Source organism: Ruminococcus difficilis, from assembly GCF_016680995.1.
The window spans coordinates 16,005-39,443 of the sequence record NZ_JAEQMG010000201.1 but is presented as its reverse complement, the minus strand read 5'-3'; the positions used below and the strand labels follow the sequence as shown (position 1 = coordinate 39,443).

Genomic DNA, 23,439 nt, shown 5'->3' with positions numbered 1-23,439 from the left:
CAGCCGCAAGTAAAACAACAATTTTCAATTGACATATATGTTCGATAATAGTATAATTAGCTGAGAGTGGTGGATAACAGATATGGTTTCCGTAAAGTAAAGTCCTGACTCCTCATTCCTCATTCCTAATTAATTGAAGGGTGGTGCGCTATGTCTTTATACGAGGTTCCGATCACAAAACTGAGCGGCATAGGGGAGAAGCGCGCCGCTTTATTCCGTAAGCTCGGCATCGAGACCGTCGGCGACATGATCTCCTACTATCCGCGTTCCTACGAGAATTGGTCGGATACCACCGATATCGGAAATGTTCAGCCGGAGGAAAAGTGCGTGGTGCGCGGAAAGGTCATGACGCCTGTGAATACGATCCGTATCTCCGGCGGACGCACGATGGCTAAGCTGAGTATCAGCGACGATACAGGGTATCTGAACCTGGTGTTCTTCAATAATAAGTATATCTCGTCTATGCTGCGCTACGGTGAGACCTACCTGTTTATGGGTAAGGTTGCCTATGATAAGTACGGCTACCAGATGGTATCGCCCGAATTCTGTAAAGTGACCGAAGGCGATACGATCACGCCCGTATATCATCTGACCGCGGGGCTGAACAATCATATGATGATCCGCGCCGCGAAGGAAGCACTGTCCATGCTGCCGCAGACGATCCACGATCCGCTGCCGGATGATATTCGCAAGCGTTATGATCTCTGTAATCTGTCGTACGCGCTGAACAATGTTCATTTTCCGACGGATCTGAACGCGATGGAAAAGGCGCGTCACCGCCTGATCTTTGAAGAGTTGCTGGTGCTCAATCTCGGTATGCGCATGATGAAATCACAGTCGCATGAGCAGACGGCGGTTCATCTGTTAGAGGATCATACTGCTGAGTTCATTCAGACATTACCATATGAGCTTACCAACGCGCAGAAACGTGCCATCAGCGACTGCGTCGCCGATATGCGCGATAAGCCTTCTCCGATGAATCGCCTGATCCAGGGCGACGTCGGCTCGGGCAAGACCGCCGTATGTGCCGCCGTTTGTTATCACACCGTCAAAAACGGCTTTCAGGCAGCGTTTATGGCGCCGACCGAGATCTTGGCGCAACAGCACTTTGAGACCTTTTCCGCGATGTTTGCCGATACAGACGTCCGTGTGGAGCTGTTGACAGGCTCCATGACCGCCGCTGAGAAAAGAAAGACCCGCGAGCGGATCGAGTGCGGTGAGAGTGATATCGTGATCGGTACCCATGCGCTGGTGAGCGAGAGTACCGCGTTCTGTCGGCTTGGATGCGCGATCACCGATGAACAGCATCGTTTCGGCGTCGCTCAGCGTGCCCGACTTGCTTCAAAAGGCGAGCATCCTCATGTGCTCGTACTGTCGGCGACTCCGATCCCGCGTACCCTCGGACTGATCATCTACGGCGATCTGGACATCACCGTTATCGATGAATTGCCGCCGGGTCGCACCGAGGTGGATACCTTCTTCATTCGTACTGATAAACGCGACCGCGCCCTGGGCTTCCTCAAAAAGCAGGTCGAGGAGGGCAGGCAGTGTTATATCGTTTGCCCCCTGGTCGAAGAAAGCGAGGGAGTAGATGAGCTGCAAAACGCGACCGATTACGCCGCCGAGCTGATGCTCGGTCCCTTCCGCGATATCTCCGTCGGTATCCTGCACGGCAAGATGAAGCCGAAGGATAAGGAAAAGGTCATGGCGCAGTTTGCGGCTAACGAAATCTCGATCTTGGTCTCTACGACCGTTGTCGAGGTCGGCGTCGATGTGAAGAACGCCACCGTGATGATGATCGAGAACGCCGATCGATTCGGTTTGTCCACCCTCCATCAGCTGCGCGGACGCGTCGGTAGAGGGCAGTATAAGAGCTATTGCATCCTTGTGTCTGACAATAAAGGAGAGAACACGGAACAGCGCTTAGGCGTGATGTGCCGCACCAACAACGGCTTCGAGATCGCCGATATGGACTTAAAGCTTCGCGGACCCGGCGATTTCTTCGGCAACCGTCAGCATGGCTTGCCGCAGTTGGATATCGCCGACTTCTCCGATACCGAGACATTGGCGCAAAGTCAGGAAGCGGCTCAGACCTTACTGCGCTTCTCGCCCGATCTGAGCGATGGATCGCTTCGGGCGCTTCGTGCCAAAATGCGCCGACTCTTTGCCGAAACCGAAAACACGATGAACTGATAAAAAACGTCCGCGGCTCGTTAGTGAGCTGCGGACGCTTTTGCAGGGCGGGAGTTGTTCCCGCCGTTTTTTGACTTGATTATCCGATTTTGTGAACATCCTCAAAGACACAGATCAGTTGATTGCTGAGCTGTCTGTCTACATGCAGACTGCCGAAATACCACTTGTGAAAGAGCGTGTTGTGCATGACGGTATCGAGGAAAATGTTGAGATCGTTGATAGAAGCGTTGCGGTTGATCATCCGCTTGACTGAGGCGGGCGCCTCATGGGTGATGATGATGTCAAGTCGGTGACGCTGCTCTTCGATGTTGACGATAGCGTATTCCAGCTCTTCATCGGTCGGCAGTGAGGGAGAGGACTCCGCCTCGTCCATCTCGGGCGGTAAGCCTCCGCCGAGTGTAAAGATCTTATATCCCTCGATCAGGTATAATTCGCCGCGGTTCAGACAATAGATATTATCGGCGATCTTACGCGCGGTGCCCTCATGGAACGGTACCTCTTCAAATTCCTTGAGACGTCCAAAATTCTCGTGAGCGCCTTCGACAAAGAGGATATCAAACTTCTTTTTGGCGAGCTTTTTCAGGTTCTTAATTTCTTCTTTAGAATTATCCCAGATAAACCCGAAGTCGCCCGTGATGATCAGGCTGTCGCCTTTTTTCAGATGACCGAGGCGTCTTTCGTTAAATACATTGATATCTCCGTGTGTATCTCCTGTGATGTATATCAAAATGTTCCCCCAAAAACTTTGTAAATTTATGAATTTTGTGATTGATATCATCCCGCAAATAGTGTAAAATAAATGTGTATACGAGAAAATTTTGTTTCTTAAAAGTAATTATAACATATGTTTTAAGGAAATGCTATGAATAAAAGAGTAAAATTTTTCATATCAGTCATATTGATTTTTGCAATATTTGTCAGCAGCTTCATCATCCCGGCTTCCTCGTTTGAAACCACGGTCGAAACATCTACCTCCGATCTCTTATTGGTGAACCTCGATACCGATACGGTCGTTTTCTCTCAAAAGCCCGATACCAACTGGTATGCGGGGTCGCTTGCCGAGCTGATGACATTCCTGCTTTCCAATGAAATGATCCCCGATCTTAATGCGGCGACCTTCAATGTGGATCAGACCTTCATTAACGCGCTGCCGTATTCCGACGGGTGTCTGGATAAATTTGTCGGTCAGACCCTGACCGCTAAGGATCTGACGGCGATCATGCTGTTGACCTCCGGCAGTGACGCCGCGTACGCGCTGGCAGACCTGTCCGCTAACAATGACAGAGAGGCGTTTGTCGCCGCGATGAACGCGCGTGTTACCGCTCTCGGAATGAAGAGCACGGCGTATGTCAGCCCCGGCTTCAATAACACCAGCGCGCAGCATACGACCTGTCGTGATACCTATCTGCTCTATCAGGAGGTGCGAAAGAATGATTTCTTCCGCGCTGTGATGAAGAATAAAGTATATACGCCGGCGGGCTTGGATGAGGATTATACGGTCACTGCCGAAGCGTCGATCCTGAATGAAAACAGCCCCTATTACTTCCGCTATACCAATGACGCGATGTATTCTTTTACCGAAGATACCTATGAAGAGCTGGTTGCCACTACCACTTACCGCGGTAAGACCTACCTCTTTGTCGGATTGCTCGGACTGCATCAGAGTGAGCGAAATGTATATGCCGACGCCCGTAAGCTGACTTCATGGGCGTATTTGAATCTTTCCGATCATAAGATCTTCAATGAGGAGGATGTTTTGTCCGATGTGACGGTCACTGCCGACTGGGGTGACTATCAGGTAGGCTTACATCCCTACAATTCCGCGTTCAAGACCCTGCCCAACTCATATGACGAAGCGAAGCTGACTTATCAGTTCGATATTCCCAAAACGATCAAAACACCTTTCCTCGCCGGACAAACACTCGGCAGCGCCAAGCTGTATTACGACGGAGAAGAGATCGAGAATATCGCCTTATCCGCTGATACCGATGAAGGCTTGGGGATGCTGTCCGATTTCGGAAGATTCACCGGCTATGTTTATCGCCGCATGACGCCTCACCGTGAGGTGCTGGCGAAGGAATTTCCGACTGAGCCGGCTGTTCCTGCTGTACCTTCTTCGGAAACACCCGCCGCATCGAATGCCGGGACTGCTATGGAGGAATAAAGGATGAAACGTACATTTCGTTGGCTCTGCGTCATGTTCGCGCTGATCGTCCTCTTTACCTGCGCTTTTTCGGCGCCGGCGGGAGCGCTCAGCTTTGACTGTGACGTCGAGCAATATTCCGATTCGCTGCTGATGATCAATCTGGATACCGATATGGAGGTCTATGCCAAAGAGGCGGACACAAAGTGCTATCCTTCCTCATTGACCAAGATCATGACCTACATCGTTGCGGCGGAGTTTTTTGATGACTTTGATACCAAGATCCCGATCAAACAGACCTGCATCGACAGTGTACTGAATCAAGGTATGTCCTGTACCGGCGTCGACTGGTATGTCGGTGATTCACTGACGGTTGAGAACCTGTTGTACGCTTTGATGCTCCCTACCGGCGATGACGCCGCTATGGTGCTGGCGGATCACATCGGCGAGGGCAATATCCAGACCTTTGTCGATAAAATGAATACAAAGGCTGAGGAGCTCAAATGCTCCGATACCCATTTTACCAATCCGTTCGGTACTCATGATGAGAACCATTACACGACGGCGCGCGATCTGTATAAGATCACCCGATACGCGATGGGACTGCCGCTGTTCTCCAAGATCTGCAATACGACGACCTATTACGCCAAAGAGAATGATGACGTACCGTTTATCACGAGCAACTGGCTGATCGATCCGGCGCGCGGCGGTGATTACTACTATGTCTACGCGACCGGCGTCAAGAACGCGACCTCGCCTCAGGCGGGACGCTGTATGGTATCTACCGCGGTATACGACGGCTATTCCTATATGTGCATCGGACTGCACGCTCCGTATGACGAGAAAAAGGAAGAGAATGAGCAGTACTGTATGTTGGAGGCCGCCAATATGTTTCGCTGGGCGTTTTTGAACCTGTCCTTTGTGACGCCGGTGACCAAGGATACGCCTGTTTGTGAGCAAAAGATCGATCACGCATGGGATACCAAGAGCATCCTTCTGGTGCCTCAGACCGACTGTAATGTCATCCTGCCGCAGGGATATTCGGAAGGCGACGTCAAGATCACGCCCGACAGCACCGATCCCGTCAGTGCTCCGATCAAAAAAGGCGATATCATCACCACCGCCACCGTCTATTATAAGAACGAACCGTTCACACAGATCAATCTGGTGTCGAACGATGACGTCGGCGTCAGCCCGATCCTGTATACAACTGACGCGATCAGAGGCGTGTTGACCTCACCGTGGTTCTTGATCGCGGTCGGACTGGTCGTCATCCTCTTCATCATCTATGTTTCGGTTTCTTCCTCCTACGCGAAGAAGCGTAAACGCGATCATAAGAAAACAAAAATCAAGTAAGCAGATCGGCGCTCAAACGCGCCGGTCTTTTGTTATGGCTGTAACGCGATCGGTATAATTTACAAAACCTTAACTTGACAGTGTCCGATCCTTCATATACAATATATGGTAGCCGTAATAGCTTTTATCGAAGATTACTGACTTGTATCGCTGAGAACGTTACTCGTTGTCGCGGTATGGTTTGTTATAAGGAGTATGATTATGAAAACCAAACTTGCCTGGATCCCGTTTGTACCGCTCTTTTTGGCGGCAGGTTTTCTGAAACTCGCACAGGGTTTTATGCCGGACGGAGGTCTGTTGGGATTGAGTGCGCTGCAGTTGGATTATTGTTATCTCGGCGCCTGCGCACTGATCTTTTTGTTCACTTTACTGTTTGCCGTCTTGGATAAACAAATCGCGCAGTATTATCTGCCGCATAAGAATTTCCCCGCGGGTTTGACCGGCATCCTGCTGTCACTGCTGTTGGCGGCTGACGGCGGCTTCACCATTTTTCAGGTGTTCAGCTCGGGCAAGATCTCTGTATTAGAGATCCTCGGCGCGGTGTTATCGCTTTTGTCCGCCGTGGTGTTCATCGTCCTCGGTCTGAACCATTCTTTCCGTTATAAGGAAGGAAAGAACTTATCCTTGATCAACGTGATCCCCGCAATCTTCTGCGGCGTCAGGATGATCCTCAGTTTTGTACAGTTTACGACCATCTCGATCCGCTTAGCGGACGTCAGTTCTTTGATCTGCTATGTCTTCGCGACATTGTTCTTCTTCAATTACGCGGTCGTTTTGTCGTTGATCAAGACTAAAAACGCATTGAAATCCTGTTTTGTTTTCGGATTGCCTGCCATTGCGGCGATGATCCCGTACGGAATATATCACTTGGTCTTTCGATTCGATTCCGAGTTTATCCTCAAAAACGCACAGCCGCTTGAGATGCTGCTCTTCGGTCTGTATATTTTATTCGTGTTGATTGAAATAACCAGATTCGTTCGCAGTAAAGAGGAGATCACATTGGTTGAAGAGGAAGAAGCTCCGGTCGTCAACGTTGCCGATGAAAAAGTCGAGGGCTTTATCGCCAGCAACACCGACGAGGATGAGAACGACAGTGTCGAGGATACATCCTACCTTGAAAACCGAGATACAGAGGGCTTTCTCTATGAGGACAACGACCAGGTCGATGATAATCCCGAGGTCAATGAAGAGACGAATAATGACGTCGAAAACTATTTGACCGAGGTCCAGAAAGACACTGATGATGACGACAGACCCAAGAATTATGAAGAACGTCTGGACGATATCGACAAATTGATTCTGGATATCACCAGTAAAACCGATTGATCATATTGATTATTTGAAAGGAGGATGATAGCATGAAAAAGCTGTGGTGTTGTATCATGGTTTGTATGATGCTGTTTACTTCCTTTTTTAGTTTTCAGGTGCATGCGGCGCACGAGGATTTTGACGTTCAGTCCGGTGTGCTGATCAAATACAACGGCAGTGACGCCGATGTGACCGTTCCCGCTCACATTACCGCGATCGGAAATGAGGCGTTCGCTGATAACACCAAGGTGCAAAGTGTCAGGCTGAATGACACGGTTCGTGTGATAGGGGACAGGGCTTTCTATGGCTGTTCCTCTTTATATAGTGTTACACAGGGCGACAACATCACCGAGGTCGGCGATCTCGCTTTTTACGGCACGCCTTATCTGGATAACTCCGGCGATAAATATGTAATGCTCGGCAGTGTGCTGCTCTGGTATAACGGTACCTCCGACGGCGTCACGATCCCTTCTCGCTGTACATCGGTCGCTTCCTATGCCTTCGCGCGCTGTGAGTACCTCAAGTCCTTCACTGCGTATGATGGCTTGACCAACATCGGGACAGGCACGTTTTACGGCTGTTCCAAGCTCGAATCCGTGAACCTTCCTTTGACGCTCAGCGCGGTCGGCGCCTATGCGTTCGACGGTACGCCGTACCTGAAGAACGCGGGTGAATATGCTGTCGCGGGCGACGGAGTGCTGTTGCGTTATCAGGGATCGGATACCGAGATCGAGCTCCCCGACACGATCAAGAGGATTGCCTCACATGCTTTTGTCAGCTCCAAGCTTAGATCCGTTACGATCCCCGAGAGTGTCTATGCGATCGACGCATACGCCTTTGCCGACTGTACCGGTCTGGAAACCGTTCAGAATTCCGAGGGTCTGGTGACCATCGGCGACGGTGCGTTCAGAGGCTGCAAGAGCCTTGCTCAGTTCAAGACCCCTGAGAGCTTATCCTATATCGGTCAGCTTGCGTTCAACGGTGACAGCGCGATCGACAGCGCCGTGCTTCGCGGCGATCATCTGACCGTTTCTTATAACGCGTTCAAGGGCTGTGATGCGATGCGCTATGTGCTGCTGTCAGACGGCGTAGCTCAGCTCTATGATAACGCCTTTGACGGATGCACCGCGCTGGAAGGCATTTCCATCTCACCCAAAACAACCGATATCAGCGTCTCGGCGCTCAGCGGCTGTACCAATGCCGTTGTATGCTGTGAACAGGATTCTGAGGCGGAAACCGCTCTTTCCGGTCATTTGATCAATAACGTGATGGGCGACGCTGACAGCAGCGGTGTACTCGATGTTGTCGACGCGACGACGATCCAGTGCTATATCGCGTATTTGGTGAAGCTCAACGGCGCTCAGACTGCTTCTTCGGATGTGAATTTTGACGGCACGATCAATATCATGGACGCGTATATCTGCCAATTGAAATCCGTCCATTTGCTTTAGTTTTTTACGATTAACCATTGACAGCCGCCTTTTTAGGTGATATATTAATTATTGAAATATTGAATAGGGGACAATGTCCGCTGTTTCCGCGTTGACAGAGAGTCGTCGGTCGGTGCAAGACGGCACGCGCATAGCGGGATACCACCCCTCATATCGCATTCAATTGTCATTGCGAGGCTTTTGCCGTGGCAATCTCAACTAATGGAAGGATATGTCTCGCTCAGGAAATGGGGCGACGTGAGCCGCGTTAAGGCAGATAATGAGGATATTCATACCGATCGTTTTTGCAAGGGATTATGCCTTTGCGATCTCAATCCTTTTGTGATGAATATCGAATCAGGTGGAACCGCGTTAATACGCCCTGTTATTTCTTCGGAAATAGCAGGGCTTTTTTGCCTCCCTTTCCTAAGGGAGGTGTCATCGATTCTTTCGATGACGGAGGGTTGCCGTTATTGTTAGCAGGCACCTATATAAACAAAAAGGAGAGGATCAATATGATCAATGTAGAATTAAAAGGCGGAGTAATACAGCAGTTTGAAGAAAACATCACTCCCGCACAGATCGCCAAGTCCATTTCCATGGGACTGTATAAAAACGTATGCGCCGCGCTGATCGATGGCAAGGTGTGCGATCTGCGCACCGAGCTGACCGCGGACTGCAAGGTGGAATTGCTGACCTTCGATAATGACGAGGGCAAGCAGGCGTTCTGGCATACGACCTCTCATATCCTCGCGCAGGCGGTAAAGCGCCTGTATCCGGAAGCCAAGCTCGCGATCGGCCCGTCCATCGATGAAGGCTTCTACTATGACTTTGATGTTGAAAAGCCCTTTGACAGTGAAGATCTCTTAAAGATCGAGGCTGAGATGAAGAAGATCGTCAAGTCCGGCATCGAGATCTCCCGCTTTGAGAAAGCGCCGCAGGACGCGCTCGATTATCTGAATGAGATCGCAGAGCCCTATAAGGTTGAGCTCGCTTCCGAGCACGCCGGCAAGGGTGAGCCGATCAGCTTCTATAAACAGGCGGAATTCGTCGATCTGTGCGCGGGTCCTCACCTGATGTCCGTCGCTCCGGTCAAGGCGTTCAAGCTGACCAACTGTACCGGCGCTTACTGGCGCGGTGACTCTAAGAACCAGCAGCTTTGCCGTGTTTACGGCATTTCCTTCCCCAAGGCATCCATGCTCGAGGAGTACATCACCCGCAGAGAAGAGGCGTTAAAGCGCGACCACAACAAGCTCGGCAGAGAGCTCGAGCTGTTCACCACCGTTGATTATATCGGTCAGGGCTTGCCGATCATGCTGCCCAAGGGCGCTCGTATCATCCAGCTGTTACAGCGCTGGGTCGAGGATCTTGAGCAAAAGAACGGCTGGCAGCTCACCAAGACGCCGTTTATGGCGAAATCCGATTTGTACAAGATCAGCGGTCACTGGGATCATTATCAGGACGGTATGTTTATCCTCGGCGATCCCGATAATGACGACGAGGTCTACGCGCTTCGTCCGATGACCTGTCCGTTCCAGTATCAGGCGTTCCTCAACCGCGGCAGAAGCTATCGCGACCTGCCCATGCGACTGAACGAGACCTCTACGCTGTTCCGTAATGAGGCTTCCGGTGAGATGCACGGTCTGATCCGTGTCCGTCAGTTCACGATCAGCGAGGGTCATTTGATGTGTACGCCCGAGCAGCTCGAGGGTGAGTTCGAGCACTGCCTGAGCCTTGCGATCACCTGCTTGAAGACACTGGGTCTGTATGAGGACGTATCCTATCGCTTCTCCCAGTGGGATCCCAACGACCGTGAGAAGTATATCGGCACCGAGGAGGAGTGGAACAATGTCCAGGGCATGATGGGCAAGATCCTCGATGACCTCGGCATCGATTATAAGATCGGTATCGGCGAGGCGGCGTTCTACGGCCCCAAGCTCGATATCCAGATCAAGAACGTATTCGGTAAGGAAGATACCCTGATCACCATCCAGATCGACCCGATGATCGCCGAAAAGTTCGGTATGGAATATGTCGACCGCGACGGCGTGAAGAAGCATCCGTTCATCATCCACCGTACCTCGATCGGCTGTTATGAGCGTACTCTGGCGCTGTTGATTGAAAAGTACGCCGGCGCGTTCCCGCTGTGGCTGGCGCCCGTACAGGTCAAGCTGCTGCCTATCGCCGATCGCCATCACGACCGTGTCTTCGAGATCGCTAAGGAGCTTGAGGATATGGGTATGCGCGTTGAGGTCGATGACCGTAACGAGAAGATCGGCTACAAGATCCGTGAGGCGCAGGTGCAGAAGATCCCTTACATGGTCATCATCGGCGACAAGGATATCGAGAACGATACCGTTTCTATCCGTCACCGTAAGGACGGCGATCTCGGCTCAATGTCTCTGAACGAATTCAAGGACATGATGCGCGAAGAGATCGATACCAAGGCGATTAAGTGATGCGGTGCTGTCCAAGAGCAGACGAAGTCTGCGATTGGCTTACAGCACCCACGCAAGGATCTCCCAAGAAGCCGAGCGCTTTCGCGACGACTGATTGGCTGAGATCTACTGCGATATACGAAAATTAACTTATAAAGGCAGGACAAATTGAGCAGGAACCAACGAAACTTTAAACTCGGAAAAGTGAATCGCGGCGTTCTGGAAGAACAGCAGGCGCGGGAGGAAAACAAGGTACAAAACCTGCGTGCCTTGCTGTATATCCTTCCGCTGATCATGCTTGCCGTTTTGGCAGTCGGGATCTTCTTTGGGTATAAGTTTTATGTGAATACGCTCAACGAAAAGAGTCCGATCTCGCCCTCGGAGTATATTGAGGATGACACCCATTCCTCCAATCCCATGTTCTTAATAACCGTGAGCGCCGCTTCTCCGATCGACAAGGACTTTGTGCCCGAGACGGTCGAATGCTGCGGGATCCAAATCGCGCCCGAAGCGGCTGACGGTCTGAACAGCATGGTTGCCGACGCGAAGAAGGCGGGCTTTGATCTGATGGTCGTGGAGGGCTATGTGTCCTATGAGGATCAGGCAAAGCGCTATAAGGAAGAGGTAGAAAAATACCGCAAGGATTCCAAGGCGAGTCTGATCATGGCGGAGGCGCATGTCAAAAAGGAGCTGCCGCCGGCGGGGGAGAGCGAACAGCAAACGGGGCTTTTGGTTTATCTGACCGTCAAAACCGACGGCAAGTTCGCCGATACGCCTGCCTATTCATGGCTGACCCGCCACTGTGTCGATTACGGCTTCATCCTGCGCTATCCCAATAAGGAGAATGCGGGCGGTATCTCGTATTCCTCTCATCTGTTCCGTTATGTCGGCAAGACTTACGCCCATAATATGCGCGCGTTGGATATGAATTTTGACCGCTTTACGGAGTATCTCGCGGCGCATTGAGATTTCTTTTGCCCATCAATATAAAAAATTAGAAAAAACACTTGCTTTTTGCGGATTATTAGTGTATAATACCTATGTTAATTATGGCTACACGAATATGGCTATGTGAAAGAGGTGAATGAAATGCAGGAAAAGATCCATCCTAATTATGGCCAGACTACCATTACCTGCGCTTGCGGTAATGTGATCGAGACCGGCTCTACCAAGAAGGATATCCGTGTTGAAATTTGCTCCAAGTGCCATCCGTTCTTTACCGGTAAACAGAAGCTTGTTGATACAGGCGGCCGTGTTGACCGTTTCAAGAAGCGCTTCGGTATGGAGAAATAATGAAAACGAGTTGAAGGCGGTACATCAGTACCGCCTTACTTAGTTAATGGCTCCCTTTGGAAGAGGGAGCTGTCAGCGTAAGCTGACTGAGGGATTGTATCTATGGAGCGAAATATGTTTCGCGACTAACCAAAACAAATATTTGTGTTATTCATTTACCAGAATTATGAATACTTATAAAACCGTCAAAGAATTCGCCTGTGATGAACTGGTCGAAAAGCGTTCCCGTTTTATCGGCTACTGCAAGCCTGTCACGACACAGGATGAGGCGATCGCTTTTATCAATGAGATCAAAACCAAACATTGGGACGCGCGTCATAATGTCTATGCCTATGTCATCAAGGACGAGGGCGTGTCGCGTTACAGCGACGATAACGAGCCGCAGGGTACCGCGGGTATCCCGGTGCTCGACGCGATCCGTAAGCGTGATATCACCGACTGCGTCATTGTCGTGACCCGCTATTTCGGCGGCGTACTGCTCGGCGCCGGCGGCTTGGTGCGCGCTTATTCCGCGGCGGCTAAGCTCGCGATCGACGCGGCGCAGGAGCGCGAGATGGAGCTGTGCTCCGTGTGTGAGGTGCGCTGTTCCTATACCTTGTACGGAAAGCTCCCTTCTCTTGTCGCCAGATTCGGCGGCAGTATCGACGACTCGGATTTCACCGACGAGGTCACTGTCCGTTTCCATTTACCCGAAGATGATCTTGTCGCTTTTAACAAGGCACTGAGTGAAGAATCCTCGGGAAAGGTCGCGGCGACAGAGTGTAATAAAGATTTTTTTGACAAAGTTCAAAAATAAAAAGGGTATTTGCGTGTTTTTGCGTAATTAATAGATGTGACGTTATTGGCTCCCTTTGGTAAAGGTGCTCCCCGTTGGGGAGACGTCGCGAAGCGACAGAGGGGGAGCCGCTTCCGGCGAGGAGGCTGTCGCGTGAGCGACTGAGGGATTGTATCGATGTTCGAGCGTGAATATTCACGTGAGTAACCAATTTTTCAAACAGATATTATAGATTATGTGAATAATGATAGATCTCTTGTAGGGGGAGGACTTTGAGGAGTTGTCCAAATCTTTGATTTGGTTTACAACTCCCATGCAACAGCGCTCCAAGAACAGACGGAGTCTGTGATTGGCTAAGCGCCACTGCGCTCCTCCCGAGTATCATTGCGTGATGCTGTATACTGAGACCAGTGAAAGTGAGAGCTTATGCCGCGTTTATCGGATGACTTTATCAGTGAAATCAAATATCGTAACGACCTCGGCGAGCTGGCGGCTTCTTATATGCAGCTCAAGCGCCGCGGTAGGAATCTGGTCGGTTTATGCCCGTTCCACGGCGAAAAAACACCTTCCTTCAACATCTATACGGAAAACGGTTCTTTTTACTGCTTCGGATGCGGCGTTGGGGGAGATATCATCACCTTTGTGATGAAGATCGAAAACCTCGATTATATGGAGGCGGTCAAGTTCCTTGCTGAACGCGCGGGTATGTCGATGCCTGAGGATGATTATGACGACTCGGTCAGCAAGCTGCGCACCCGCATTTATGAAGCGAACCGTGAGGCGGCGCGTTTCTTTTACGCAAAGCTGACGTCGAAAGAGGGCGCCGAGGGACTCGCGTATCTGCGAAATCGCGGATTGGCGGACAGCACGATTCGTCATTTCGGTCTGGGTTTCGCACCCGATGAACGGTTTGCCTTAGGCAATCATCTGCGATCGCGCGGATTCACCGAGAATGAGATGATCGCGGCGAACCTGGTGTTCAAATCCCGCTCCGGTAATTCGGTGCTCGACCGCTTTTATAATCGCGTCATGTTCCCGATCATCGACGTTCGCGGCAACGTGATCGCGTTCGGCGGACGTATCATGACCGATCAAAAGCCGAAGTACCTGAACACATCCGATACCTTGGTATTCAATAAGAGTTACAATCTCTTTTCGCTGAACAACGCGAAGAACAGCAAGAATGACGCGCTCATCCTCTGCGAGGGCTACATGGACGTCATCTCGCTGAATCAGGCGGGCTTTACCAATGCCGTCGCTACACTGGGTACGGCGCTGACCGCCGATCAGGCGGCGCTGATGAAGCGCTACTGCAAAGAGGTCATCATCTGCTACGACGCCGATGAAGCCGGTCAGAAGGCGACCGCCAGAGCGATCGATATCCTGCGCCGCGCCGGATTGGTGGTCAAGGTGATCTCGATCCCCGACGGCAAGGATCCCGATGAATTTATCCGTCGCCACGGTGACAAGGGTCATGCCGCGTTTCAGAATGTGCTGGATAACAGCGGCAACGATATGGAATATCGGATGCAAAAGCTCAAATCCCGCTATGATCTGAACAATCCGCAGGACAAGCTGAATTATCTCAATGAGGGCGTCAAGCTGCTTTGCGAGTTGGACAATCCCATGGAGCGCGATATCTACGCCTCGCGTCTGAGCGATGAAACCGATGTTTCCAAAGCCTCGATCCTCGAGCAGGTGAAGCAGGGGATGCGCCGCAAAGAGCGCTATCGCCGCAAAAATGAATTCTCTCAGCTGCAAAAGGATATTTCGGCGCGGGATGACAGGATCAATCCGCAGCACGCGTCCAATCTGCGTGCCGTATCCGCGGAGGAGAATCTGATCGCGTTTTTGGTCAATAATCCCGATAAGCTGGTTTATATCCACGAAAAACTCCGACCCGAGGATTTTACCACGGATTTCAACCGAAATTTGTTTGAATATTTCTCTGTGAGAATTATAAAACAACAAGACCCGATGACGGCGCTGTCGATGGATTTCACCGCCGACGAGCAGGCTAAGATCGTGCGCATCGTGAATTCCGGCGCCGATCTGCCGCGCACTCAGCAGGCGCTGGATGAATATATCGATATCATTCTCGATGAAAAGGCAAAGCCGACCGAGAGTGATATCCGCAACAGTACACATGACGAGTTCACAAATCTGTTTTCTCGTCTGAAGGATAAACACGAGTGACCGAGCTTCGGTCTATGGATCACGGAGCGTAAGCTCCCCGCAACGTTTATGATAGAAAGGATGATACCCGATGTCCGCAGCAACAGATAAGAAGAGCCTTTTAAAGGAATTGACCGATCTTGCCAAGACCAAGGGAAATATTACCAACAAAGATATCCTCGACGCGATCGGCGAGATGGATATCGACCCCGAACAGCTTGAAAAACTCTATGATTCTCTTGAATCAGCCGGTATCGAGATCGTCGAGACCGGTCTCGAAGAGGATCTGAATATCGACAACCTCAATATCAGCGGCAATGTCAAGGATGACGATTCTGCCGCCGAGACGTCCACCGTTGAAGCGGCGGATAATATCTCGATCGACGACCCGGTCAAGGTCTATCTCAAAGAGATCGGCCGCGTACCGCTGCTCACTCCCGAAGAGGAGGTCGAGCTCGCGATCAAGATCTCCGAGGGCGACGTCAACGCGAAAAAGCGTCTGTCGGAGGCGAACCTGCGACTGGTCGTCAGTATCGCGAAGCGTTATCTCGGACGCGGTATGCACTTCCTCGATCTGATCCAGGAGGGTAACCTCGGTCTGATCAAGGCGGTCGAAAAGTTCGATTATACCAAGGGCTTTAAGTTCTCTACCTACGCGACATGGTGGATCCGTCAGGCAATCACCCGCGCTATCGCGGATCAGGCGCGTACCATCCGAATCCCTGTCCATATGGTCGAGACTATCAATAAGGTCAAAAAGGTTTCTTCTCAGCTGCTCCATCAAAACGGCAGAGAGCCCTCCGCCGATGAGATCGCCGAAGAGCTGAATATGCCTGTCGATAAGGTGCGCGAGATCATGCGCGTGGCTCAGGAGCCTGTCTCTCTCGAGACGCCGATCGGTGAGGAGGAGGACAGCCATCTGGGCGATTTCATCCCCGATGACGACGCCCCCGCGCCTGCCGACGCCGCATCCCATACCATGCTGCGTGAACAGCTCATGGAGGTGCTCGACACCCTGACCCCCCGTGAGGAAAAGGTGTTGAGATTGCGTTTCGGTCTGGAGGACGGCAGAAGCCGTACCCTCGAAGAGGTCGGCAAGGAGTTCAACGTCACCCGTGAGCGTATCCGTCAGATCGAGGCAAAGGCGCTCAGAAAGCTCCGTCATCCGTCCCGCTCCAAAAAGCTCAAGGACTTTCTGGACTGAGCCTATGACGTATGAAGAATGCGGCGCGCTCCTTGATGAGATCGCCGAGACCCTTCCGCAGGAGCTGTACCGCGAGCTCAACGGCGGTATCGTGCTGGAGGACGGAGTTCGTTACCACTGGTACGCGCAGAACAACGATCTTTACATACTCGGCGTGTATGTCCGCGATAATCTGGGCAAGTCCATCAAGATCTATTACGGCAGTATCATCCGCGTCTACCGCAATAAAACGCTCGATGAATACCGCGAGATCCTCAGAAGAGTGTTGGTGCATGAGCTAAAGCATCATAACGAATATCTCGCCGGCGCCGACGATCTTGAGTATTACGACGATGAACAGATCAGCAAGTATCTGAAATCAAAGGGCTATACCATCAAATAACACAGCGCTCCTGCACCCGCAGGAGCGTTATTGTATAGAAAAACCGATTCAGCCCCCTCTGACGAGGGGGAATGCGGGCTGACTCTCAGAAAGAGAATACTGTTTTGTTCGCGGGGGAGAGATAACGCGACGATATAAAGAAAAACAGAGATTGACTCAATAACACGTAAAAAGGCACTTTATATGTGGCTTGAGTCAAAAGCCGAAGAATCATTGTTTTGGTTCGTTATCTCTCCCTCAGTCGCCTAAACGGCGACAGCTCCCTCGTTAGAGGGAGCTTCGGAAACGTTCTGCGATTTATATCATATACTTTTTCGACAAACCGGCTCTCCTGTATTCATGAGCGTTTTTTGCATCCCTTTGGTAAAGGGAGGTGCCGAGGCACGAGGCGGAGGGATTGCATTAATTGATCGACCGAAGGGTGAACCTCTCATTCTTATCACACTTTAAACTGTGTATAAATATTTATGCAATTCATTATTATTTCTATTTACATTTGCGTTTTCGTGTGGTAAAATAGTAAAGCAAGAAAATGTCACATCGGTCAAAAAGGAGTATGACTATGCCTGCAAAACCCAATGCTGAGTTTACGAATGATTTGTTTAAAGCGATATTGACCCTTGAAACCGTAGAGGAATGTGAGGCGTTCTTCAAGGATCTGTGCACGATCCCCGAGCTCAAGGCGTTGTCCCAGCGCTTTGCCGTTGCGATGATGCTCGACAAGAATATGGTTTACAACAAGATCGTCGAGGCGACAGGTGCGTCCACCGCCACCATCAGCCGCGTGAAGCGTTCACTCGATTATGAGAACGCCGGCGGATATACCCTCGTCTTTGAACGCTTGAAGGAAAAAGAATGAGCGGTTATCGGTATTTCTCTCAGTTCTATGACAATCTGACCTTTAATGTGGATTACAAAAAACGCGCTGATTATATTCAGAGCGTTTTATCTTTATATGACCACGACTGGGGCTTGACGCTCGATCTCGCCTGCGGTACCGGCTCCCTGACGCTTGAGCTCAAACGCAGGGGAGTGGATGTGTTCGGCATCGACGGTTCCGCCGAGATGCTCAGCGTCGCGATGGAAAAGGCGTATGACGCTCAGCTGCAGGTGCTGTTTTTGTGTCAGCAGATGGAACAGCTCGACCTGTACGGCACTATCGACACGTGCGTCTGTACGCTGGACAGCCTCAACCACATCACCGATCCGGAGCAGCTGCAAAAGGTGTTCGACCGTGTGGCGCTGTTCATGAACCCCGACGGTACCTTTGTGTTCGACGTCAACACCGTCTATAAGCATCAGCAGATTTTGGCGAACAATACCTTTGTCTACGATACGGACAGCGTGTTTTGTGTCTGGCAAAATTCTTTGAAAGAAAATAACATCGTCAATATCGAGCTGGATCTCTTTGAGAGAGAAGGGGAGAGCTACTTCCGCAGCTCGGAGCATTTCAGCGAACGCGCGTATGAGATCGATGAACTCATAAGCATGCTGACGAAAGCGGGCTTTGAGGACATCAAGGTCTTTCACGATATGACAATGGAACCTCTGCGCGATGACAGCGACCGTGCGGTATTCGTCGCGCGGATCAAGCATGCGATCAACAGAGAATAAAAAGGCTCCCTTTTCTAAGGGAGCTGTCAGCGGACACGTGTCAAGCTGACTGAGGGTTGCGGAGTATTATTATCGGTTTCAACCCTCCGGTTCCTGCGGAACCACCTCTCCTGTGTATGGATTCTGTGACCCAAATCACAGATTTGGACAGAATCTCACCTTAGGAAAGGGAGGCTGATAAGAAAGGATCAAATCAATTATGGATAAAATCATCAGATGTATCACTTCCGACGGAGCCGTGATGGTCTCCGCGATCGACTCGACCGATATCGCCTATAAGGCGAGCGTCATCCATCATACAAGCCCTGTGGCGTCCGCCGCGTTGGGCAGGCTTTTATCTGCCGCGTCTATGATGGGCGCACAGCTGAAATCGTCCAAATCCACCCTGAACATCCGCTTTGAGGGTGACGGTGAGCTGGGCGCGTTCATGGCGGTCGCCGACAGCAGCGGCAATGTCAAGGGCTTTGTCACCAATCCCGATTGTCCGATCGCTCATTATGAAAACGGCAAGCTGAATGTCGCGCAGGCAGTCGGCGCGGGCATCATCAGCGTGATGAAGGATTTCGGTGAGGGAGAGCCGTACATCGGCAAGATCCCGATCATATCGGGCGAAATCGCCGAGGATATCACCAACTACTACGCCACCTCCGAGCAGATCCCGACCGTATGCGCCCTCGGTGTGTTGATCGACAAGGATAGCTCTCAGGTGTTGTTATCCGGCGGCTTGCTGATCCAGCTTTTGCCGGGCGCCGACGATTCCACCATCGACAGGATCGAAGCGAATGTCGCCAAGCTCGATTCCGTCACCACCATGCTCGCCAAGGGCCTTTCCGCGCTCGATATGTGTAAACAGGCGCTCGACGGCTTTGAGGTCGAGGTGCTGGATGAATTCGAGGTCAAGTATGTCTGCGGCTGTTCCAAGGACAAGATCCGCTCGCTGATCGCGTCGATGCCCAAGGAAGAAATCCAAGCGATGATCGACGAAAATCACGGCGCCGAGGCGAATTGCCGATTCTGTAACAAACGGTATACATTTACAGAAAACGAGCTGGAAGAATTGTTGAAGAAAAAATAAGAAAATTTAGAAAAACCTCTTGACTTTTCGATCGGAATATTGTATTATATACGAGTCGCAATGAAGAGGCGAACGGTTTGGGAGCATAGCTCAGCTGGGAGAGCACCTGCCTTACAAGCAGGGGGTCACAGGTTCGAGCCCTGTTGTTCCCACCATACCATGGCCCGGTAGTTCAGTTGGTTAGAACGCTAGCCTGTCACGCTAGAGGTCGTCGGTTCGAGCCCGATCCGGGTCGCCAATTTTGCCTCTGTAGCTCAGTTGGTAGAGCAGGGGACTGAAAATCCCCGTGTCGATGGTTCGATTCCGTCCGGAGGCACCAATATTTGCGGATGTAGCTCATCTGGTAGAGCGCCACCTTGCCAAGGTGGAGGTAGCGGGTTCGAGCCCCGTCATCCGCTCCATAGACGTGAAAAGGACTTAACATCGCTTAAGTCCTTTTCCGCTAAATATAGGTTGTGACATATCATAATTGTCATTGTGAGGCTCTCGAAGGAGCCGTGACAATCTCAACCGAATTACTTCGGCGACATAGCCAAGCGGTAAGGCACGAGTCTGCAAAACTCTGATTCCCCGGTTCGATTCCGGGTGTCGCCTCCAAAATCACCCCGATACTGATGTGTCGGGGCTTTTTTTATCTTAATTATTATTGTGAAATAGGGTGTACGTCCGATCTCGATATCATCATGTAGGGGAGGGTCTTTACCCTCCCGTATCCATTGAGTGCGGGCAGAGCCCAACATTTTTGATTAGGTGATTTTTATGTCAGATACTTCCCAAATCATCCATCCCATCCCGCCGCTGTATGACGCGGATTGTAAAATACTGATCCTCGGCTCTTTTCCGTCCGTCAAATCCAGAGAGGCGATGTTCTTCTACGGTCATCCGCAAAATCGCTACTGGAAGCTGATCGCGCGGTTATTCGATGAGTCCATGCCCGAGACGATCGAGGAGAAGAAGCGTTTGGCGCTTAGCCATCATATCGCCATGTGGGACACCATCCGGTCCTGCACCATCACGGGTTCCTCCGACAGCTCGATCCGGGATGTAGTGCCGAATGATCTATCGGTGATCCTCGATCACAGTAAGGTCGAAAGGATCTTCTGCAACGGCGCGATGTCATATAAGCTCTACATGAAGTATATTTTTCCGATGACGCGGATCAAAGCGGTCAAGCTGCCTTCCACCAGTCCCGCCAATGCCGCGTTTACTCTTGACAGGTTGGCTAAGGAGTGGGATGTTATCAAGAAGCTATGAGTATTATCAGATTGTGATTTGTGACTCAATAATCCTCATTATCGGCATATTGTTAAATATCTGAGCGTCGGTATTGACAAATTTGTGTATTTTTATTATAATTTTATGTACGTTTTCAATATTTATACAGATGAAATCAATACTGTTATTGATATAGAAACAATGCTTAGGAGGAAGAAATGAAAGTTACGATCATCGGCGGAGGAAATCTCGGTACATTATTAGGCGCGTCATTTGCGGACAAGGGTCATGAAGTGACCATCCACACATCAAAGCCGGAAGCATTTTCGACTGAATTGGAGGCGTATTCCAAGGATGACGAGTTATTATTAAAGGGCACGATCAAAAAAGCGACAAGTGACTGGAAAGAAGCCATCGAAGGCGCACAAGTGATCTGGATCACCCTGCCGCCGCAGATGTTCCAATATGCCGCCGAAAAGATCGAGCCGTATATTCAGCCCGGTCAGATGATCGGTATGATCCCTGCCGCGGGCGCCGCTGAATTCGCGTTCAGATCGATCATCGAAAAAGGCGTGACCTTCTTCGGTGTAGCGCGAGTTCCCAGTATCGCGCGCGTCAAGGAGTACGGCAAGTCCGCTTATATGCTCGGACCTGCTCCTGAGGTCGTCATCGGCAGTATTCCCGCGAAGGCGTCCAAGGAGATCTGTGAAAAGGTGCAGTCGATGTACAGCATGAACTGCAGAGCGGTACCCAATTATCTTGCGGTCGCTTTCACACCATCCAATCCGATTTTGCATACCTCCAGACTTTACGACCTGTTCAAGGATTATGTTCCCGGTAACCATTATCCGAGAAACGAACTGTTCTATGAGAACTGGTCGATCGACAGCGCGGAGGTATTCCTTGACTGCAGTGACGAGCTGCAGCAGCTCTGCAAGACGATCCCGATGGATCTGAGAGATATCGAGTCAATGCAGAAAAGACACGGCATCCGCACGCCCGAGGAGCTGGCTCAGGCGATCCGTTCCCTTGACCGCTTGAAAGGGCTTTATTCTCCTGTTGTCAAGGATGATATCGGCTATATGCCCGATTTCAGTTCCCGTTACTTTGTTTCTGATTTCCCGTACGGCATCAAGATCATGATCGAGGTTGCCGATCTGTTTGATGTTCCTACACCGACGATGGACAAGGTTTGGGAATGGTATGCGGCGCTCCAGCCCGAGATCGCGAAGGATTGCTTCAAGACCGATATGACGGCGGAAGAATTCGTCGAATTCTATATGGGATGATAAATATTAATGATTCTGCGTTTGGCGTTTGCTGACGCGTTATACTGACGATATGTTGAAAGGAACAAGAGGTGACATAGAGTCTGATTTGGATATGAGGCAGTTTGGGGGAGATTTCAATGGAAAAGAACAGGTTTAAAAAGGTGATGAGCTCCACGGATATTCTGGTCGTCGCGTTCGGCGCGATGATCGGATGGGGCTGGGTCGTTTCATCCGGCAGATGGATCCAGAACGCCGGTACGATCGGCACGGTCATCGGCTTTGTCATCGGCGGTTTGATGATCTACTTTGTCGGCATGACCTACGCTGAGCTGACGCCCGCTATGCCCAAGGTCGGCGGAGAGCATGTATTCAGCCACAAGGCGTTCGGTCCGACAGGCTCGTTCATCTGCACATGGGCGCTGATCCTCAGCTATATCGGCGTTGTGTGCTTTGAGGCGGTATCTCTTCCTACGATCATCCAATATATTTTCCCGTCCTTCTCACAGGGCTATCTATACACCGTCGCCGGCTCCGATGTTTATGCGACCGGCGTCGCTGTCGCGTCTGTGTTTACCATCGTCATCATTGTGCTGAATATCCTCGGCATCAAGGCGGCTTCGATCTTCCAGACGATCCTGACGATCGTGATCGCCGCTGTCGGTATTATTCTGGTCGTCGCCTCCGCGATCAACGGCTCACCCGAAAATCTTGAGGGACAGATGATCGTAGGCGAGGGCTTCGGCTCCGTCAAAAACATCCTGTCCGTTGCGGTTGTCGCGCCGTTCTTCCTGTTCGGCTTCGATGTCATCCCGCAGGTTGCCGAAGAGATCAATATTCCTTTAAAGAAAATAGCAAAGGTTCTGCTCCTTTCCATCATCTGCGCCGTTGTATTCTACGGTTTGGTCGTGTTCGCGGTCGGATACGCGCTCAACAGCAAAGAGATCGCCGCGGCGATGGAGGGCTCGGGACTTGTCACCGCGTTCGCGATGGAAAAGGTGTTCAACAGCGCTGTCATGGCAAAGGTGCTGATCATCGGCGGTCTGTGCGGCGTTATCACCAGCTGGAACTCCTTCTTGATCGGCGGCAGCCGCGCGATCTTCTCGATGGCGGAATCCAAGATGATCCCAAGCAGATTCGCAAAGCTCCACAAAAAGCATAAAACACCCACCAACGCCCTGCTGCTGATCGGCGTGTTATCCTTAGCGGCTCCGTTCTTCGGCAAGCAGATGCTGGTGTGGATCTCCGACGCGGCGAGTCTGGCGTGCTGTCTGGCTTATTTGATGGTGTCGATGTCCTTTTTGATCCTGAGAAAAAAGGAGCCTGAGCTTCACCGACCGTTCAAGGTCAAGCATTATAAGTTTGTCGGTATCACCGCATCCGTCCTGTCCGGCTTCATGGTCGTGATGTATCTGATCCCCGGCTCCGGCGCGACATTGACATGGCAGGAATTCATCATTGTCGGCGGATGGGCGCTGCTCGGCATCATCTTTTATGTGATGTGTAAGTTGAAATACAAAAGCGAGTTCGGACATATTGAAATATAATAGTCATAAAAAAAGAAGCGTCT

19 protein-coding genes and 5 tRNA genes are annotated in these 23,439 nt (G+C 51.0%); 23 read left to right on the top strand and 1 reads right to left on the bottom strand.

Annotated features, from left to right (window positions below):
* Positions 1–150 precede the first annotated feature (150 nt).
* Entirely contained in the window at positions 151–2,193 is a 2,043-nt protein-coding gene (recG, locus tag JKK62_RS17290) for an ATP-dependent DNA helicase RecG (RefSeq protein WP_186833529.1), read from the top strand.
* Between the two features lie 79 nt (positions 2,194–2,272).
* Here recG and JKK62_RS17285 read toward each other — a convergent pair whose 3' ends face one another.
* Positions 2,273–2,920 carry a metallophosphoesterase gene (locus JKK62_RS17285; RefSeq protein WP_186833528.1) on the bottom strand — a complete coding sequence of 216 codons (648 nt, stop codon included), beginning with the start codon at positions 2,918–2,920 and terminating at the stop codon, positions 2,273–2,275.
* 171 nt (positions 2,921–3,091) lie between these two features.
* On the opposite strand from JKK62_RS17285, the gene JKK62_RS17280 reads away from it, so the two are divergent.
* The 22 genes from JKK62_RS17280 (at position 3,092) to JKK62_RS17175 (ending at position 23,416) form a co-directional block, all read left to right on the top strand.
* Entirely contained in the window at positions 3,092–4,357 is a 1,266-nt protein-coding gene (locus JKK62_RS17280; protein ID WP_186833527.1) for a D-alanyl-D-alanine carboxypeptidase, read from the top strand.
* Positions 4,358–4,360: 3 nt separating this feature from the next.
* The gene (locus JKK62_RS17275) at positions 4,361–5,692 is read left to right on the top strand and encodes a D-alanyl-D-alanine carboxypeptidase family protein (protein ID WP_186833526.1); all 1,332 of its coding nucleotides are present in this window, start codon (positions 4,361–4,363) and stop codon (positions 5,690–5,692) included.
* 201 nt (positions 5,693–5,893) lie between these two features.
* Positions 5,894–7,018, top strand: a complete 1,125-nt coding sequence (locus JKK62_RS17270) for a hypothetical protein (protein ID WP_186833525.1) — start codon at positions 5,894–5,896, stop codon at positions 7,016–7,018.
* Between the two features lie 32 nt (positions 7,019–7,050).
* On the top strand, positions 7,051–8,451 hold the full coding sequence (locus tag JKK62_RS17265; protein WP_186833524.1) for a leucine-rich repeat protein: 1,401 nt from the start codon (positions 7,051–7,053) through the stop codon (positions 8,449–8,451).
* Between the two features lie 494 nt (positions 8,452–8,945).
* Positions 8,946–10,889, top strand: a complete 1,944-nt coding sequence (thrS, locus tag JKK62_RS17260) for a threonine--tRNA ligase (RefSeq protein ID WP_186833523.1) — start codon at positions 8,946–8,948, stop codon at positions 10,887–10,889.
* A 183-nt stretch (positions 10,890–11,072) separates the two neighbouring features.
* Positions 11,073–11,834 (top strand): M15 family metallopeptidase, encoded by a 762-nt coding sequence (locus tag JKK62_RS17675; protein WP_186833522.1) that lies wholly within the window; start codon positions 11,073–11,075, stop codon positions 11,832–11,834.
* 123 nt (positions 11,835–11,957) lie between these two features.
* Complete coding sequence (gene rpmE, locus JKK62_RS17250; RefSeq protein WP_186833521.1) at positions 11,958–12,161, top strand: 50S ribosomal protein L31; 204 nt, start codon at positions 11,958–11,960, stop codon at positions 12,159–12,161.
* A 166-nt stretch (positions 12,162–12,327) separates the two neighbouring features.
* A complete protein-coding gene (locus JKK62_RS17245; protein ID WP_186833520.1) occupies positions 12,328–12,957 on the top strand; it encodes a YigZ family protein in 630 nt (209 codons plus the stop codon).
* Between the two features lie 405 nt (positions 12,958–13,362).
* On the top strand, positions 13,363–15,132 hold the full coding sequence (gene dnaG / locus JKK62_RS17240) for a DNA primase (RefSeq protein ID WP_186833519.1): 1,770 nt from the start codon (positions 13,363–13,365) through the stop codon (positions 15,130–15,132).
* A 70-nt stretch (positions 15,133–15,202) separates the two neighbouring features.
* Positions 15,203–16,315, top strand: coding sequence for an RNA polymerase sigma factor RpoD (gene rpoD / locus JKK62_RS17235; protein ID WP_186833518.1), 1,113 nt, complete (start codon positions 15,203–15,205; stop codon positions 16,313–16,315).
* A 4-nt stretch (positions 16,316–16,319) separates the two neighbouring features.
* On the top strand, positions 16,320–16,697 hold the full coding sequence (locus JKK62_RS17230; RefSeq protein WP_186833517.1) for a metallopeptidase family protein: 378 nt from the start codon (positions 16,320–16,322) through the stop codon (positions 16,695–16,697).
* A gap of 562 nt (positions 16,698–17,259) precedes the next feature.
* Entirely contained in the window at positions 17,260–17,556 is a 297-nt protein-coding gene (locus tag JKK62_RS17225; RefSeq protein WP_201428978.1) for a YerC/YecD family TrpR-related protein, read from the top strand.
* Positions 17,553–18,311: a class I SAM-dependent DNA methyltransferase gene (locus tag JKK62_RS17220; protein ID WP_186833515.1), complete on the top strand. Its 759-nt coding sequence runs from the start codon at positions 17,553–17,555 to the stop codon at positions 18,309–18,311. The genes JKK62_RS17225 and JKK62_RS17220 overlap by 4 nt, the downstream gene beginning before the upstream one ends.
* Before the next feature lie 199 nt (positions 18,312–18,510).
* On the top strand, positions 18,511–19,386 hold the full coding sequence (gene hslO / locus JKK62_RS17215) for an Hsp33 family molecular chaperone HslO (RefSeq protein WP_186833514.1): 876 nt from the start codon (positions 18,511–18,513) through the stop codon (positions 19,384–19,386).
* A gap of 79 nt (positions 19,387–19,465) precedes the next feature.
* Positions 19,466–19,541, top strand: a tRNA-Val gene (locus JKK62_RS17210).
* Between the two features lie 6 nt (positions 19,542–19,547).
* Positions 19,548–19,624: transfer RNA gene (locus JKK62_RS17205), tRNA-Asp, on the top strand.
* 5 nt (positions 19,625–19,629) lie between these two features.
* Positions 19,630–19,705, top strand: a tRNA-Phe gene (locus tag JKK62_RS17200).
* Positions 19,706–19,711: 6 nt separating this feature from the next.
* A tRNA-Gly gene (locus JKK62_RS17195) sits at positions 19,712–19,787 on the top strand.
* Positions 19,788–19,908: 121 nt separating this feature from the next.
* Positions 19,909–19,983, top strand: a tRNA-Cys gene (locus JKK62_RS17190).
* A gap of 162 nt (positions 19,984–20,145) precedes the next feature.
* Complete coding sequence (locus tag JKK62_RS17185) at positions 20,146–20,640, top strand: DNA-deoxyinosine glycosylase (protein ID WP_186833513.1); 495 nt, start codon at positions 20,146–20,148, stop codon at positions 20,638–20,640.
* Positions 20,641–20,819: 179 nt separating this feature from the next.
* On the top strand, positions 20,820–21,890 hold the full coding sequence (locus tag JKK62_RS17180) for an NAD/NADP-dependent octopine/nopaline dehydrogenase family protein (RefSeq protein ID WP_186833512.1): 1,071 nt from the start codon (positions 20,820–20,822) through the stop codon (positions 21,888–21,890).
* A 119-nt stretch (positions 21,891–22,009) separates the two neighbouring features.
* Positions 22,010–23,416 carry an APC family permease gene (locus tag JKK62_RS17175; protein ID WP_207752224.1) on the top strand — a complete coding sequence of 469 codons (1,407 nt, stop codon included), beginning with the start codon at positions 22,010–22,012 and terminating at the stop codon, positions 23,414–23,416.
* The last annotated feature ends 23 nt before the right edge of the window (positions 23,417–23,439 follow it).

Bases quoted from the DNA above. Each gene is read 5' to 3' on its own strand.
- JKK62_RS17175 (WP_207752224.1), top strand. From the start codon at position 22,010: ATGGAAAAGAACAGGTTTAAAAAGGTGATGAGCTCCACGGATATTCTG.
- JKK62_RS17265 (WP_186833524.1), top strand. From the start codon at position 7,051: ATGAAAAAGCTGTGGTGTTGTATCATGGTTTGTATGATGCTGTTTACT.
- JKK62_RS17275 (WP_186833526.1), top strand. From the start codon at position 4,361: ATGAAACGTACATTTCGTTGGCTCTGCGTCATGTTCGCGCTGATCGTC.
- JKK62_RS17270 (WP_186833525.1), top strand. From the start codon at position 5,894: ATGAAAACCAAACTTGCCTGGATCCCGTTTGTACCGCTCTTTTTGGCG.
- rpmE (WP_186833521.1), top strand. From the start codon at position 11,958: ATGCAGGAAAAGATCCATCCTAATTATGGCCAGACTACCATTACCTGC.
- dnaG (WP_186833519.1), top strand. From the start codon at position 13,363: ATGCCGCGTTTATCGGATGACTTTATCAGTGAAATCAAATATCGTAAC.
- JKK62_RS17185 (WP_186833513.1), top strand. From the start codon at position 20,146: ATGTCAGATACTTCCCAAATCATCCATCCCATCCCGCCGCTGTATGAC.
- thrS (WP_186833523.1), top strand. From the start codon at position 8,946: ATGATCAATGTAGAATTAAAAGGCGGAGTAATACAGCAGTTTGAAGAA.
- JKK62_RS17225 (WP_201428978.1), top strand. From the start codon at position 17,260: ATGCCTGCAAAACCCAATGCTGAGTTTACGAATGATTTGTTTAAAGCG.
- rpoD (WP_186833518.1), top strand. From the start codon at position 15,203: ATGTCCGCAGCAACAGATAAGAAGAGCCTTTTAAAGGAATTGACCGAT.
- recG (WP_186833529.1), top strand. From the start codon at position 151: ATGTCTTTATACGAGGTTCCGATCACAAAACTGAGCGGCATAGGGGAG.
- JKK62_RS17220 (WP_186833515.1), top strand. From the start codon at position 17,553: ATGAGCGGTTATCGGTATTTCTCTCAGTTCTATGACAATCTGACCTTT.
- JKK62_RS17180 (WP_186833512.1), top strand. From the start codon at position 20,820: ATGAAAGTTACGATCATCGGCGGAGGAAATCTCGGTACATTATTAGGC.
- hslO (WP_186833514.1), top strand. From the start codon at position 18,511: ATGGATAAAATCATCAGATGTATCACTTCCGACGGAGCCGTGATGGTC.
- JKK62_RS17245 (WP_186833520.1), top strand. From the start codon at position 12,328: ATGAATACTTATAAAACCGTCAAAGAATTCGCCTGTGATGAACTGGTC.
- JKK62_RS17230 (WP_186833517.1), top strand. From the start codon at position 16,320: ATGACGTATGAAGAATGCGGCGCGCTCCTTGATGAGATCGCCGAGACC.